We start from the raw sequence: 15,621 nt of genomic DNA on the forward strand, positions 1-15,621 counted from the left end.
CGGCTGGGTCGAGCTGACGGCGACCATGGCCGTGGTGCTGGTCGCCATCGATCTCGCCTGGGTGCTCGCCGCATCACAGGCGCGCAAGCTTTTGAAGAGCAAGCGCGCCATGAAGATCGCCAATCGCATCAGCGCCACGACGATGGCCGGTGCGGCGGCCGCCATAGCGACGCGGTCCTGAGCCGGCGCGTCACATCACTTCAATGATCGGCGCGATCTCGACGCTGAAGGCCGGGTTCATCAGGATCGGCAGTCCTTGGCCTTGGCGACGGCATCGTCGATGTCTTTCGCTTCGACGATCGTGTAGCCGGCGGCCGGATTGCTGCCGCCATTGTTCTCGACCTTGCCGCCGGGCAGCACCATCTTCGACATGCCGACCGGATTGCCGCCGTCGACCACAGCCGAGCCGAGCTTGCCGTACCAGCCGTTCCAGGCGTCCATTGCGGCCTTCCGCTCGGCCTCGTCGGTCGGCATCTTGCCCGAGCCATGATAGACGTAGAGATACTTCGCCATGTTCTCCTCCCTTGGTGAGCGGCATCGAACCGGCATGCGGTCATGCCGCCTGCCGATCATCGGACCAAACCGGCAAACAAGCAACGAGAATGCGACACTGCTAATATAACGCCCCGGTCTGGATCCTGCCGCAATCCGTCACCTTGCCATGGCGTGGTATTCGTCGTTCGGCCGCATATCGATTGCCGCGGCCACGCGGTTCGACATGTTGAAGAAGGCAGCGGTCGAGGCGATGTCCCAGATGTCGCGATCGGTGAAGCCGGCCTGACGCAGCGCGCCCCGGTCGGCCTCGACGATCTTGGCCGGCTCTTGCGTCAGCTTGACGGCGAATTCGAGCATTGCCGTCTGCCTGGGCGAAAGATCGGCGGCGCGGAAATTCATCACCATCATTTCGCCGAGCGCCGGATCGCCGGAGAGCTGGCGCACCGCCGCGCCGTGCGCGGTCAGGCAATAGTAGCAATGATTGATCGAGGAGACGGCGACCGCGATCATTTCGCGCTCCAGCTTCGACAGGCCGGACTCACCCAGCATCAAATCGTTGTACATGTCGGTGAAGGCGCGCAGCTTCTTGTCGTCGAAGGCATAGGCCCTGAGCACGTTGGGGACGAGGCCGAGCTTCTCCTCGCATTTGGCGAAATAGGTTTTTGTCGCCTCGCTCAGCTCTCCCTGGCCAAGATCAAGCGCGCTGATTTTGCCGGTCATGGGTCATTTCTCCTCGTTGCGCGGCATCTTGTCGCCAAATTCCGATAATTCTTGGCAAGCCGTCAAACCTTTGTCGCCAAACAGCGGTCATCTGCTACCATAGTCGTAAAAGCATTCGACGGGAGGGACGTGCGTCATGGCCAGCGTGAAATCCGCGAGCAAGCCGAAGAAAAAAGCCACGGCAGCGCTTAAAGCGGAGGAAAGGCCAGCCAGGCTTGCAGACTATCTGCTCGCCCGCGCGCCAGCTGAAGACATTGCTCCCTACGATGTGGCCGACCTGGAGCGGGCTGCCGATCTCGCCGGCCAGGCAGTCGCCACTCACAGGAAAGGCGAGTGCGTCGTCGCCGTCGATGCCGATTCGGGCGTTGTGCGAGACGGCCGCCCGATGACGGTTGTCACGGTCGTCAACGACAACATGCCGTTCCTGTTCGATTCCATCCTCGGCGAGATCACCGAGACATCGGGCGAACCGACCCTGGTCACCCATCCGGTTATCGTCGTGCGCCACGGCAAGGGCGGCGTGGAAGAAATCCTCGGCGACGGCAATTTCGCCAAGGACGATGGCAGCCACGACCGGCTGAGCGTCATCCATGTCCACATCCCGCGGCTGACATCCGAGCAGGCGAGCGGATTGAGCGAGCGGCTGCGCAAGATCCTTGGCCAGGTTCATGCCGCCGTTCACGACTGGAGGCCAATGCTGGCCCGCCTCGATCAGGCGATCTCGGAATTCCGCTATACGGCCGTGCCGCTCGACAAGAAGAGCGTTGCCGAGGCTCTCGCCTTCCTGGAGTGGCTGCGCGACGACAATTTCACCTTCCTTGGCATGCGCGAGTTCAAATACACCGGCGGCGAGGAAAGCGGCACGCTGGAGCGCGCTGAAAAGCCTGGCCTCGGCATCCTGTCCGATCCCGACGTGCTGGTGCTCAGGCGCGGCACCGAAGCGGTAACGACGACGCCGGAGATCCGCGCCTTCCTGCATGGGCCGGAGCCGCTGATCGTCACCAAGGCCAATGCCAAGTCGTCCGTGCACCGCCGCATCTATCTCGATTACATCGGCATCAAGACCTACACCGCCAAGGGTACGCTCGCGGGCGAATTGCGCATCGTCGGCCTGTTCACCTCGACCGCCTACACGCGCTCGGTGATGAAGATCCCGTATCTGAGGTCAAAAGCCGAAACCATCATCGCCAAGTCCGGCTTCGACCGGCACGATCATTCCGGCAAAGCGCTGATCAACGTGCTGGAAAGCTATCCGCGCGACGAGCTGTTCCAAGTGCCGGTGCCGATCCTGCGCAAACATGCCGCCGCCATTCTGGGCCTGGTCGAGCGGCCACGCGTGCGGGCGCTGGTGCGCGCCGACCAATTCGACCGTTTCGTCTCAATCCTCGTCTTCGTGCCGCGCGACCGTTACGACAGCGTCGTGCGCGAGAAGATTGGCTCCTATCTGAAAACCGTATTCGAAGGCCGGCTGTCGGCCTACTACCCGGCCTTTCCCGAGGGCGGGCTGGCGCGCGTGCACTTCATCATCGGCCGCTCCGGCGGCAAGACGCCGAAGGTCGAGCAAGCGACGATAGAGGCGGCGATCCGCGACATCGTGCGTACCTGGGAGGACGCCCTTTCCGATGCGGCCGAGGCCAGTGGCGGCGACCAGGCTTTGAAGGCGATTGCCGCGCGGCTGCCGGAAAGCTACCGCGATTCGTTCAGCGCGGCGGTGGCGCTGGCCGATGCCAGGCGCATTGCCAAGATCAGCGCCGGCAATCCGATCGCCATCGATTATTATCGCCATGCCGAGCAGAAACCGCACCAGGCATCACTGAAAATCTATCATCATGGCAGCCCGGTGGCGCTGTCGCGCCGGGTGCCGGTGCTGGAAAACATCGGCTTCCGCGTCATCAGCGAGCGCACTTTCGAGGTCGGCGACGACCAGGTCGGCACGATCAATAGTGATCGGCCCGGCTTAGTCTTTATTCATGACATGGAGCTTGAGAACAGCTACGGCCAGCCGATCGACCTGACCGATGGCGGCGCGCTGTTCGAAGATGCGTTCCTCTCCGTCTGGCGCGGCGACGTCGACAATGACGGCTATAACGGCCTCGCCCAGACCGCCGGCCTGTGGTCTGGCGAGATCACCATCCTGCGCGCCTATGGCCGTTATCTGCAGCAGGTCGGCATTCCGCAAAGCCAGGATTTCATCGCCGCCGCGCTCAACCGCTATCCCGACATAGCGCGTGGCCTGCATGCGCTGTTCATCGCCCGGCTTGGCCCGACAGCGGAGACCGAAGGCGTGGTGGCCGCAAAGCACCTCAAGGCCAAGATCAAGGATGCGCTGGAGGATGTGCCGAACATCGACGACGACACCATCATCCGGCGCTACCTCAATCTGATCGAAGCCACGCTGCGCACCAATCATTTCGTTGCCGATACGAAAGAAAAGGGCCAGTCGCTGGCGATCAAGCTGGACTCGCACGCGGTCGAGGGCTTGCCGGCGCCGCGGCCGTGGCGGGAGATCTTCGTCTACGGCTCCGAGGTCGAAGGTCTGCATCTGCGCTTCGGTCCGGTGGCGCGCGGTGGCTTGCGCTGGTCCGACCGCGCCCAGGACTACCGCACCGAGGTGCTCGGCCTGGTCAAGGCACAGCAGGTCAAGAATGCCGTCATCGTGCCGGTGGGCGCCAAGGGGGGCTTCTATCCGAAGAAGCTGCCGATGAGCGCCGGCCGCGACGCGATCTTCGAGGCCGGTACTTCGGCCTACAAGAACTTCGTCTCCAGCCTGCTGTCGATCACCGACAATATCGGCCTCGACGGCGTCATCCCGCCGGCCGGCGTTATCAGACGCGACCCGGACGATCCGTATTTCGTCGTTGCCGCCGACAAGGGCACGGCGACCTTCTCCGATACCGCTAACGCGATCTCGGAGAAGCACGGCTTCTGGCTCGACGACGCCTTCGCCAGCGGCGGCTCGGCCGGCTATGACCACAAGAAGATGGGCATCACCGCCAAGGGCGCCTGGGAAGCGGTCAAGCGGCATTTCCGCGAGATCAACCGCGACATCCAGACCTCGTCCTTCACCGTCGTTGGGGTCGGCGACATGTCGGGCGACGTGTTCGGCAACGGCATGCTTTTGTCCCCGAAAACCCGGCTGATCGCGGCCTTCGACCATCGCGACATCTTCATCGATCCCGATCCCGACATGGCAGCCTCGATGGCCGAGCGCGAGCGCATGTTCGCGCTGCCGCGTTCGAGCTGGCAGGACTACGACAAGACGAAACTGTCGGAAGGCGGCATCATCGTCTCGCGCAACCAGAAATCGATCACCTTGCCGGCGGCGGCGGCGGCGGCGATCGGCCTGGCCAAGACCACCGCCACGCCGGTCGAGATCATGACCGCCATCCTCAAAGCGCCGGTCGATCTTCTGTGGTTCGGCGGCATCGGCACGTATCTCAGGGCATCGACCGAGACCAATGCCGAGGTCGGCGACCGCGCCAACGATGCCATTCGCATCACCGCGCTCGACGTCCGGGCGAAAGTGATCGGCGAGGGCGCCAATCTCGGCGTCACGCAGCGGGCGCGCATCGAGTTCGGCATGAATGGCGGCCGCTGCAACTCCGACGCCATCGACAATTCGGGCGGCGTCAACTGCTCCGACGTCGAGGTCAACATCAAGATCGCGCTGGCTTCCGCCATGCGCAAGGGGTCGTTGACACGCCCGGCACGCAACAAGCTGCTGGCCGAGATGACCGAGGAGGTCGGCTCGCTGGTGCTGTCCAACAACTACCAGCAGACGCTGGCGCTTTCGATCGCCCGCAAGCGCGGCCTCGCCGACATCGCGCATCAGAGCCGCTTCATGACGGCGCTGGAGGCGCGCGGCCTGCTCGACCGTGCCGTCGAGACGCTGCCGTCGCCGGCAGCGCTGGCCGAGCGTGAAGCGCGTGGCGAACCGCTGACCAGAGCCGAACTCGGCGTGCTGCTCGCCTATGCCAAGATTGTGCTGTTTTCCGACATCGTCGCCAGCGACGTGCCTGATGACGCGCATTTCGACCGGGACCTGATGGGCTATTTTCCCGACCAGATGGCGAAGAAATACGCCGCCGAGATCCATGGCCACAGGCTGCGCCGCGAGATCATCACACGGGTCGTCGCCAACGATCTGGTCAATCGCGGCGGCCCATCCTTCGTCAACCGGCTGCAGGAGGCCACCGGGCGCACCGCCGCCGACGTGGTGCGGACCTTCGCGGTGGTGCGTGACGGTTTTGCCTTGCCGGCGCTCTATCGCGAGATCGACGCGCTCGACAACCAGATCGACGGCCAGGTGCAGCTTGATCTCTATCAGATGGTCAGCCGGCTGATCTATGTGACCAGCGGCTGGTATCTGAAGAACGATGCCGGCACGGCACCCCTCAGCCAGCGCATTGCCGAGTTGCAGGAAGCCCGTAAGGCGCTGGAGCCCAAGCTCGTTTCGCTGCTGCCGGCCTTTTCACGCGAGCGCATCGAGGAGAAGCGGCATGGGCTGTTCAAGGCCGGCGCGCCGGAAAGCTTGGCCGGGCAGCTGGCACTGAGCGAGGTGGCGGAACTCATCCCCGACATCGCGCTGACGGCGCGCACCGCCGGCGCCGATATCGTCGCCGCGGCCAAGGCGTTCTTCGCCGTCAGCGATGCCTTCCGCATTCCGCGTGTCGAGGACGCCGCACGCTCGATCACGCCATCGGACTACTACGATCAGCTGGCGCTTTCGCGCGCCACCGACACGATCGATGCGGCACGGCGCGGCATCGCGGTGGCGGCGCTCACCGGCCACGCCAAGACGGCCGATCCGGTGGCTGCCTGGCTGGACGCCGGCGGCGAGCGGGTGGCGCGCATCCGCGAGCGGCTGCAGGCGTTGACCGAGGGCGGCGACATCACCGTGTCGCGGCTGTCGGTGGCGTCGGGGCTGATGAGCGATCTGACGGGGATGTGAACCGTCGATGATTGCCACACGCATTGTCGGGTGCGTGTGGCGCCTTTTCCAATGTTGTCGGCGCTTGGCGTTCAGCAAGCTCACCAGGAATGTTTGAGGGTGCCGACGATTTTCAGCCGGTCGCCGTAGAATTCGGTCCCGTAATAGCTGGTTGTCAGATACTTCCGGTCGAACAGGTTCGTTGCGTTCAAGGCCAACGTCACGTCCTTGGTCATCTTGTAGCTAATCGCCGCATCCACCAGTGCGTAGCCGCCAATCGAAATGGTGTTCGCGTCATCCCCGTAGGTTTGTCCGATATAGCGCACGCCACCGCCGATGGTCAGGTCGCCACGCGGTCCTTCCTCGGGAAGCGTGTAGTCGACCCAGGCTGACGCCAGGTGGCGAGGAACGCGCTGCGGCCGATTGCCGGCATTCCCGCCAATGCCGTCTTCCAGGATCTCGGCATCCCAGTAGGAATAGGCAAGCGTCAGGTTCAGGTTTTCCGCGATGGCGGCCTTGCCCTCGAGTTCGATGCCGCGGACGCCAACCTTGCCGATCTGCTGCTGGACAACAGGCGTGACATAGGTCGGAACATTGGTTTGGGTAAGGTCGAAGACCGCGGCTGTGAACAGGCCGTCGAAGCCGTCGGGCTTGTACTTGATGCCTGCCTCATACTGTTTGCCCTCCTGAGGCTTCAACGAGCCCGAGACCGCATACCCGTTGGCGCTTGGCGACACGAGCGGCTGGAAGCTTTCCGAATAGTTGGCGTAGACCGCGAGGTTCGGGGTGAATTTGTAGGTCAGGCCGGCGCGCTTGGTGAAGGCCGATGCGGTGTCGTCGTCCTGCGTTCCCAGGTCGAGATAATCAGCAGTCGTCTGCACGCGGTCCCAGCGCCCGCCCAGGGTGACGATCCAGCGGTCGTCAAACGTCAATTGCTCCTGGGCATAGACACCGACCGCCTGTTGCTTGACCCGCCAGTTCACGTAGGGGCCGAGGTTGATGCAGGATAGACCGCAATAGGTCGGGTTGTCGATGTCGATGGGACCCGCGGTGCCGAAGAGGATGTTTTCGCGGGTGTTGTCGTTGGCGTAGTCGACGCCGACAAGCGTCTTGCTGTCGACCCGGTCCCAGCCCGTATCGTATTGCAACTGATTGTCGAAGGCATAGCGGTTGGACAGGCCGCCGACGGAAAATGCCGTGCGGTCCGCCGTGGGGTCAAGCGACGCGCCGTAGACCTCGGCGTAGTCGAGGCTCAAATGCGTGTAGCGGGCATTGGAGCGGAAGGTGAGATTCTCGTTGAATTGATGTTCGAACTGGTAGCCGATATCGACCTGCTCGGTGTTGAAGCGGTTGAAATCCGGCTCGCCCAGGAAGGTGCCGATGTCGATATTGGCGCCGGCGGGGGTGCCGCGTGCGCCTGTGCCATCTCGCTTGTAATAGTCAGTCAGGATGGTGAGCGAGGTTCCTTCCTCGGGCTTGATGGTCAACGCGGGTGCGATGTAAAGCCGGTCGTCGTTGGAATAATCCCATCCTTGATCGCTATCCTTGGCCAGCCCGGTAAGCCGATAGGTCCACACGCCATCGGCGTCGATCGGCCCGCCAAAATCAACGCCAATCTCCTTGGTGCCGTCGCCATAGGACGTGTAAATCTCCCCCTGCTTCTGGTCCAGCGGCCGCTTGGTAATGGCGTTCACCAATCCGCCAGGGCCGTTGAGACCAAAAAGCGTCGATGTCGATCCCTTCAGGACCTCCACGCGCTGAAGTCCGTAAGGTTCGAGACGGCTGGCCGTGAACCAGGCTGGGATGCGCGCCGTCAGGCCGTCGCGATAGGTACCGAGCGATGTCTGGTCGAAACCGCGGATGCGAATATAGTCGTATCGGTCATCGTTGCCGAACTCGTCGGTGAGGACGCTGGATGTGTAGGCCACGGCCTGCTGGAGGCTTTCGATATGGCGCGCCTCCAGTTCCTTTTGGGTTACAACTGAAACCGAGGCGGGAACGTCGACGATCGGCGTATCGGTCTTGGTGGCGGTCGCCGTATCCTTGGCGACGATCGTTTGATCGGGCCCGCCAACGCGGTCCGACTTGCCGGTGACGACGATCGTTTCCAGTTGAGTTGCATCGTCCGGCGAAACGTCCTGGGCCCGGCCGGTCCCCACCATTCCAAAAGATGCCGCTATCAAGGCACTGCTCGCAATCAATCGCCTTGCCTGAATGCGCAGCAATGCCTGTCGACCAATCGTCATCTCTTATTCCCTGTCAGACCAATTTCGAGCAGTTCGGCCGGTCACCGTTCCGGCCCTGCGCGAGCGCAATTAGTCAAAGCGGACAAAAAGAGTCAACTTAATAATCAAGAGATCCACGCCGGCGACAATCGTTGCGAAGCAGGGGGTGGAGGACGGCGCCGGACCTACGGTCCGGCTTCCCCCACGAGAAAAATACGGGCTTGGTTCGCGTAGCGGACGAAAGCCGGTTGCATGGCTTTCGAACAGTGAACGCCCGGCAACGTCAAGGGTACGGCACCGAGCTTCGTTCATTGCATGAGCGCATGAAACATGCAGACATGGCGCCCGACACGGAACCGGTGCCGAGGGATCATGATGACGGTAGAGACAGTGCAGCGTGCGTCCGGGCGCGGCATCTGGGGATGGATGCTGTTCGACTGGGCGGCGCAGCCGTTCTTCACGGTCGTGACGACCTTCATCTTCGGACCTTACTTCGTCTCGCGCATGGCGAGCGATCCGGAGACCGGCCAGGCGGCCTGGGGCTACGGCATTGCCGCGGCAGGTCTTGTCATCGCCGTGCTGTCGCCCATCCTCGGCTCGATTGCCGACCAGACCGGCCCGCGCAAGCCCTGGATCGCATTCTTTGCCGCGGTCAAGGTCACCTGCCTTTGCATGCTTTGGTTCGCGGCCCCCGGTTCGAACCTTTTCCTGGTCGTGCTGTTCTTTTCGCTGGCGTCGGTCGCGGCCGAGTTTTCGACCGTGTTCAACGATTCGATGATGCCGCGCCTGGTGCCGAAGAGCGAGATCGGCCGAATCTCCAACATGGCCTGGGGCCTTGGTTATCTCGGCGGCATGATCGCGCTGATCTTCGTCGTCGCTTGCTTGGCCGGTTCGCCGGAGACCGGCAAGACGATCATCGGCACCGACCCGCTCTTTGGGCTCGACCCGAAGCTCGGCGAGGACGCGCGCGCAACCGGGCCTTTGTCAGCCGGCTGGTACTTCCTGTTCATCCTGCCGATGTTCTTTTTCACCCCCGATGCCATCAAGGGCCTGCCGATCGGCCCTGCGGTGCGAGAGGGGTTGGCGGAGCTGAAAGTGACGCTGGGCGAGGTGCGCAAGCGCAGCGGCATCTTCCGCTTCCTGGTCGCCCGCATGATCTATCAGGACGGTGTCAATGCGGTGCTGGCGCTGGGGGGCACTTTCGCAGCAGCGATGTTCCACTGGTCGATCACCGAAATCGGTATTTTCGGCATCATTCTCAACGTCGTCGCCATCTTCGGCTGCCTGGTTGCGGCCCGTCTCGACACGGCGCTTGGCTCAAAAACCATCGTCATGATCTCGCTGGTCCTGCTCAGCATCGCCACGATCGGCATCGTCTCGACCGGACCGGGCTATACTTTGTTCGGCCTCTGGATGATGCCTGGACCGGACAGTGGCGGCCTGTTCGGCACCGCAGCGGAAAAGGCCTACATCTTCTTCGGCCTGTTGATCGGTGTGGCTTTCGGGCCGGTGCAGGCGTCGTCGCGATCCTACATGGCGCGCAGCGTCACGGCGGCAGAATCCGGCCGCTATTTCGGCATTTATGCGCTGGCCGGACGGGCGACCAGTTTCCTGGCGCCGTTCATGGTCGCGTCCGTCACCTTGGCCAGCGGCTCGGCACGGCTCGGCATGGCGGTGATCGTGCTGTTCCTCGGGATCGGCATAGCGATCCTGGTCAAGACGCCCTATCCGGCGGACCGGCCGGCGGAGTGAGTTCTTTCTTCCTTCTCCCCTGTGGGGTGAGCGGCCGGTTCGCGAAGCGAATTCATCATGCCAGGGGCACGATGAAAGGCTGGCGAACGCCGGGACGCTGCGGAGCAGCGGGGACCCGGCAGGGCGGATCGTCCACCGCCCGGCCCTTCGCGGGCTCAGGGCGTTCGAAGCTCGAAAAGCCAAGCAATTGGCTTTTCGTTTGCTGCGCGAACCGCTTCTCACCCCGCAAGGAGAGAAGGAAGAAGTGCGTCAATGCCTGAAATGCCGGACGCCCGTAAACACCATGGCGATGCCGTGCTCGTCGGCAGCGGCGATGACGTCCTTGTCGTTCATCGAGCCACCCGGCTGGATAACGGCAGTGGCGCCGGCGGCGATCGCCGACAGCAATCCGTCGGCGAAGGGGAAGAAGGCGTCGGAGGCGACGACCGAGCCCTTGGTCAGCGGTTCGGCAAGGCCGGCGGCCTCGGCGGCGTCGAGTGCCTTGCGGGCAGCGATGCGTGAGGAGTCGACCCGGCTCATCTGGCCGGCGCCGATGCCGACGGTGGCGCCGTCCCTGACGTAGACGATGGCGTTGGACTTGACGTGCTTGGCGATGCGGAAGGCGAATTTCAGGTCGACCATTTCGACCGGCGTCGGCGCCCTCTTGGTCACCACTTTCAGTTCGAGGTCGTCGACGACAGCGTTGTCCCGGCCCTGGATGAGCAGACCGCCGGCGACGGATTTGACCGTCGTGCCCGGCGTGCGCGGATCCGGCAGCCCACCGGTGACCAGCAGGCGCAAATTCTTCTTCGCCGCGACGATGGCCGCTGCCTCGTCAGTGGCGCCGGGCGCTATGATGACTTCGGTGAAGGTTTTTACGATCTCTTCCGCCGCCTCGGCGTCGAGGGTGCGGTTGACCGCGACGATGCCGCCGAAGGCCGAAACCGGGTCGCAGGCGAGCGCCTTGGCGTAGGCGGCTTTCAGCGAGGTGCCTTCGGCAACGCCGCACGGGTTGGCGTGCTTGATGATGGCGACGGCGGCGGAACGCGCCGGATCGAACTCGCCGACCAGCTCGAAGGCGGCGTCGGTGTCGTTGATGTTGTTGTAGGACAGCTGCTTGCCCTGCAACTGACGCGCCGTGGCGACGCCCGGCCGCTTGTCGCCATTGATATAGAAGCCGGCGCTCTGATGCGGGTTCTCGCCATAGCGCATCACCTCGACCAGCCTGCCGCCAAAGGCACGCCACGTCGGGTGTTCGATCTCGAGCGCTTCGGCGAACCAGCCGGAGATCGCCGCGTCATAGCTGGCGGTGCGGGCGAAGGCCTTGGCGGCCAGCTTCTTGCGGAAATCCAGCGACAGCGAGCCGATGTTCATCTCCAGCGCGTTCAGCACCGAGGCATAGTCGCCGGGATCGGTGACGATGGCGACATAGGCGTGGTTCTTGGCCGAGGCGCGGATCATGGCCGGGCCGCCAATGTCGATGTTCTCGACGATCGATGCGTAGTCGGCGCCGGAGCGGCGGACCTCCTCGAACGGATAGAGATTGGAGACGACGAGATCGATCGGCTCGATGCCGTATTTGCGCATTGCCGCTGAATGCTCCGGATCGTCGCGCACGCCAAGCAGCGCGCCATGCACGCCGGGATGCAAGGTCTTGACGCGGCCATCCATGATCTCGGGAAAGCCGGTGAGCTCGGAGACGTCGCGCACCGGAAGGCCCGCGTCAGCGATCGCCTTTGCCGTGCCGCCGGTCGAGACCAGCTCGACGCCTGCGGCTGCCAGCGCCTTGGCGAAATCGATGAGGCCAGTTTTGTCGAAAACGGAGAGCAGGGCGCGACGCACGGGAACCAGGTCTGGTGCGGGAATGTTCTTGGCGGCGACGGCCATGGGCTGGCGGCCTTTCACGACTGGTGTGGTGGGTGCCCGGCCCGTAGCACATGCCGCCCGGAAATCAAACCAGCGGTCAGGTGGGTCAGTTGTTTTCCGGGTAGCCGGCGATGCTGGTGCGGGTCAGCTGCCAGTGGACTTCGGCGATTTCCGAGGCCTTGAAGGCAAGCACGATCTGGCGGCTGCGGCGCGGGCCGCCAAGGCCGGCGAAATAGATCGATTCCTCGACCTCCGGCACGACTTCGGCCGATGTGAACACCCAGGTGTCGGCCTGATCGGCAGCCAGCACCAGGCGGTCATGCTCGTCCTGCAAAAGGTTGACATCGGGATGAACGTGGAAGCGGACGGTGACGAAGTCGCGGCCATTGTTGCGGATCGCGGCACTGCCGGGGCGCTGGAAGCGGTCCCGGCCGGCCAGCACATTGCCGTTCGACGACAGCTTCAGTTCGCGCTCATGCAGGAAACCAAAGCGCGCGACATAGCCGTCATGGCGGGCGATGAAACCCTGAACGCCCTTCTGGTCGGTACGCTTGCACTGCACATGCTGCGGGCCGCCGATCAACGGCGAACCGAGCAGGTCGTTGACGCGCAACGAGTGGCTGAAGCGCGCCGACGAGGTGTCGTTGATGGTGGCGGTCGAGTGCGCGGCGGTGGCGCGCGCCAGCGGCCGGAATTCAGCCGCGCCGTAGGTGTCGATGCCGGCATTGACGATGTAGTGCTGGCGCCCGGACGACAGTTCGAAGGCAAGGCAGCTGGCATGTGCGGCATTGGACACGTCGACCGGCGGCGGCGGGCCGGTGTCGGCGATGACCGTGGTGCCGCCCATAGACAGGCGCTCATAGCCGGAATGCGGCGCATGCAGCAGCGGCGCGCCAGCGGTGTCGTCGTGGCGCAGGATGGTGGCGATGCGGTCGTGGATGGTGGCGCCCATGCCGTTGAAGCGGGCGAGGCTGCCATCCTGATGGCGGAAGAAGCGCAGCGCCGGCAGCATGCGGTCGATGGCGCCGATCAGCGCCTGCGGCGGCGTTTCCGCCTGGTTGGCATAGGTCTGGCGCAGTGGCAGAAGGTCGGCGAGGATTTCCAGGACGACCATCGGATTGCGCGAAATGTGCCCGCCATCGGCGAGGATCTGGCGGTCGAGTTCCTCGGCAAGATTGCGGGTCGCGCCACGCAGCGCCGATGCCGGCGCCGGCAGGGACAAGGCAGCGAAGGCGAGCGCGATGCGGGCCCGCAGCCTGTCCTTGCCGTCGGGCATTTCGCGCGCCATCGACCTGAGATAGCGGATCTGCATGGCAACCGACTTCAGGAAGGCGCGGTAGAAAGGGAACTCGGCGCCCTGCAATACGACCGAGGAGTGCTGCAACCAGGCGATGATGCGCTTGGCCGTCGTGCCGGGCTCCCAGGCGATGCCGGAAATATGGCTGCCATGCATGGTGATCCAATCGGAGACCAGGGCGCGGGCATTGGCAGCGGCAAGCTCCGTGCCGGCGGCGCGCATATGGCGCAGCCAGCGAAAGCCGTGCAGCGTCTTCTGCCAGCCGTGATTGGGCACGTTGATCTGGAAAGGCGACTTGCCGCCGGTCTCGACCAGATGCCCCGACAGGGGATAGCGGCCGTAATAGATCTCGAGTGCGATCTGCGGGTCGGCGAGGCGCAGGTCCGGCGGTGCGATCAGCACACGTTCCGGCGTGCGGCCGGAATAGCGCCAGCGATAGACAGGCCCGGCGCGCAGGCGCCGGCGCGTTTTGCGCCAGAACTCCTTCGCGACAAGCGTCCACAGACGCGTCGTGCTGCTGGCAGCCAGTGCCAAAACCCCTCCTGATCGTCCTCTACCCCGGCGCCGAGTCTACATGATTGCACGATTCGTGCGAAGGCGAATTCCACGAGCCCGGGCCGGTTCACCTGCTTCTGCCGCCGGTCCTGCCTAAAAAAGGCAGCAAATCCGGCAGTTCAAGCCCTAGCCGGCTCGCCGCATGCGAGCGGCGAAGAAGCCGTCGAGGCCCGAGCGTTCCGGTGCGCCGAGGTCCAGGTCGGCGGGCGTGGTGCGCAGCGTGCCTTGCGGCGTCAGGAATGGATCGATGCCGGCGATCTCGCCTTGCAGCAGCGGATCATTGGTGATTTCAGGCGTGCCGGCGAGAAAGGCGCGACAGAGATCCTCGCCTTCGAGCGGATCGAGCGAACAGTTGGAAAAGACGATCCTGCCGCCGGGCTTCACCAGCGTCACAGTGCGGGCGAGCAGCCTGCGCTGCAGGTCGGCCAGTTTTTCCACATCGGCCGAAGTCTTGGTCCATGGCACGTCGGGATGCCGCCGCACCGTGCCGGTCGACGAGCAGGGCGCGTCGAGGAGAATGGCGTCGAACAATTCCTTCGGCTCGTATTTGAGCAGGTCGGCCTGGACGATCTCGGCGGACAGGCCGAGGCGCTCGAGATTCTGCGTCAGCCGCACGAGCCGGTTTTTTGACGTGTCGACGGCGGTGACCTTCGCGCCGGCAACGATCAGCTGCGCGGTCTTGCCGCCGGGCGCGGCGCAGAGATCGGCAACCCGCAATCCCGTGACATCGCCGAACAGTCGGGCGGGCAGGCTGGCCGCGGCGTCCTGGACCCACCAGGCGCCCTCGGCAAAGCCAGGCAATTCAGTGACAGGACCGACAAGATTCTCGACCCGCACCGTGCCGGTCGGCAGGACGATGCCGCCGAGTTTTTCGGCCCAGAGTCCGGGATCGGCCTTGACCGAGAAGTCGACCGGCGCCTCAACGCGGTGCGCTTCGAGGATCTGTCTGGCCTTTTCGTTGCCGTAGGTAGTCTTCAGCCTGTCGGAAAACCATTTGGGCGCCTCGTCGGTGGCGGCAAGGGCGGCAGGCAATTCCGTTTCCTTGGCCCGTGCCAGTGTGCGCAGCACGCCATTGACGAGGCCGGAGAACCGCACCGTGCGCGGATCGGACTTGGCATGGGTCACCGCAATGTCGACGGCGGCGCTGTCGGGAATATCGAGGAACAGGATCTGTGCGGCCGCCACATGCAATATGTGCGACAGCGCCGTGGCATTGGGCGGCAGCGGCTTTTCCAGGCGCCGCGCCAAGAGCCCCGATATGGTCATGCGATAGCGCAGCGCGGTGACCAGAATGGCGCGGACAAGGCCGCGATCGCGCAAATCGAGCGCCTTGTATTGCGGGTGGCCGTTCTCGTGATCGGTCAGCCCGTCAAGCGGTGTCCTGGCATCGATGACGGCGGCAAGCAGGCGGGCCGCTGCCTTGCGCGCGGCGAGACCGGCGACGAAGTCGCCGCCGTCCCTGTGTTCCTGATCACCTGAAACCGTGCGTCGAGGTCCTCTGTCCGCCACGCTCACGACCACCGGCCCCTGGGCCCGGTCGGATTGCGACCCCATGGGTTGGATTTGGGCTTGGCGGGCTCCGCCGGCTGCTCGGGCCGTGCTGTCTGATCCCACGGGCCGGATGGCCGCAGTTCGTCCGCCTGGCGTGGCGTTGGGGCCTGGCGCGGTGCAGCCCGGGTTTCGCTGCCGGCCATGTCGCGCGCCATCGCCTGCAAGGCTGCAATGCGGTTCTCAGTGGCGGGGTGGGTGGAGAACAGGCTGTCCATGCGCTCGCCGTGAAGGGGATTGATGATGAAGAGATG

7 protein-coding genes and 3 pseudogenes are annotated in these 15,621 nt (G+C 64.2%); 3 read left to right on the forward strand and 7 right to left on the reverse strand.

Going from position 1 to position 15,621, the window contains the following annotated elements:
• Positions 1-181: pseudogene (locus EN932_RS13140) on the forward strand (LysE family translocator); the annotation flags it as partial.
• Positions 182-190: 9 nt separating this feature from the next.
• Here EN932_RS13140 and EN932_RS13145 read toward each other — a convergent pair.
• Together EN932_RS13145 and EN932_RS13150 are read right to left on the reverse strand one after the other, a co-directional pair.
• A pseudogene (locus tag EN932_RS13145) lies at positions 191-513 on the reverse strand (hypothetical protein).
• A 138-nt stretch (positions 514-651) separates the two neighbouring features.
• Positions 652-1,215, reverse strand: a complete 564-nt coding sequence (locus EN932_RS13150; protein ID WP_063169467.1) for a peroxidase-related enzyme — start codon at positions 1,213-1,215, stop codon at positions 652-654.
• A gap of 136 nt (positions 1,216-1,351) precedes the next feature.
• Between EN932_RS13150 and EN932_RS13155 the strand changes: the two genes are divergently transcribed.
• A complete protein-coding gene (locus EN932_RS13155; RefSeq protein ID WP_127368341.1) occupies positions 1,352-6,166 on the forward strand; it encodes an NAD-glutamate dehydrogenase in 4,815 nt (1,604 codons plus the stop codon).
• Between the two features lie 80 nt (positions 6,167-6,246).
• Here the strand turns inward: EN932_RS13155 and EN932_RS13160 are convergent, their stop codons facing one another.
• Positions 6,247-8,391 (reverse strand): TonB-dependent siderophore receptor, encoded by a 2,145-nt coding sequence (locus EN932_RS13160; protein ID WP_127368342.1) that lies wholly within the window; start codon positions 8,389-8,391, stop codon positions 6,247-6,249.
• Positions 8,392-8,745: 354 nt separating this feature from the next.
• Between EN932_RS13160 and EN932_RS13165 the strand changes: the two genes are divergently transcribed.
• Positions 8,746-10,122: an MFS transporter gene (locus EN932_RS13165; RefSeq protein ID WP_027163687.1), complete on the forward strand. Its 1,377-nt coding sequence runs from the start codon at positions 8,746-8,748 to the stop codon at positions 10,120-10,122.
• A gap of 249 nt (positions 10,123-10,371) precedes the next feature.
• On the opposite strand, the gene purH is transcribed toward EN932_RS13165, so the two are convergent.
• The 4 genes and pseudogenes from purH to EN932_RS13185 form a co-directional block, all read right to left on the reverse strand.
• Entirely contained in the window at positions 10,372-11,988 is a 1,617-nt protein-coding gene (gene purH / locus EN932_RS13170; RefSeq protein WP_127368343.1) for a bifunctional phosphoribosylaminoimidazolecarboxamide formyltransferase/IMP cyclohydrolase, read from the reverse strand.
• A gap of 85 nt (positions 11,989-12,073) precedes the next feature.
• Complete coding sequence (locus EN932_RS13175; protein WP_013529012.1) at positions 12,074-13,798, reverse strand: heparinase II/III family protein; 1,725 nt, start codon at positions 13,796-13,798, stop codon at positions 12,074-12,076.
• A gap of 147 nt (positions 13,799-13,945) precedes the next feature.
• A complete protein-coding gene (locus EN932_RS13180; RefSeq protein WP_245465115.1) occupies positions 13,946-15,340 on the reverse strand; it encodes an RsmB/NOP family class I SAM-dependent RNA methyltransferase in 1,395 nt (464 codons plus the stop codon).
• Positions 15,331-15,621 (reverse strand): annotated as a pseudogene (locus EN932_RS13185) (protease HtpX); the annotation flags it as partial. The pseudogene EN932_RS13185 and the gene EN932_RS13180, both read right to left, overlap by 10 nt.

This window comes from Mesorhizobium sp. M7A.F.Ca.US.002.01.1.1, assembly GCF_004022955.1.
GTDB classification, from domain to species: domain Bacteria; phylum Pseudomonadota; class Alphaproteobacteria; order Rhizobiales; family Rhizobiaceae; genus Mesorhizobium; species Mesorhizobium ciceri.

Excerpts from the sequence above, each read along its gene's own strand:
- EN932_RS13155 (WP_127368341.1), top strand. The coding sequence starts at position 1,352 with ATGGCCAGCGTGAAATCCGCGAGCAAGCCGAAGAAAAAAGCCACGGCA.
- purH (WP_127368343.1), bottom strand. The coding sequence starts at position 11,988 with ATGGCCGTCGCCGCCAAGAACATTCCCGCACCAGACCTGGTTCCCGTG.
- EN932_RS13160 (WP_127368342.1), bottom strand. The coding sequence starts at position 8,391 with ATGACGATTGGTCGACAGGCATTGCTGCGCATTCAGGCAAGGCGATTG.
- EN932_RS13150 (WP_063169467.1), bottom strand. The coding sequence starts at position 1,215 with ATGACCGGCAAAATCAGCGCGCTTGATCTTGGCCAGGGAGAGCTGAGC.
- EN932_RS13165 (WP_027163687.1), top strand. The coding sequence starts at position 8,746 with ATGACGGTAGAGACAGTGCAGCGTGCGTCCGGGCGCGGCATCTGGGGA.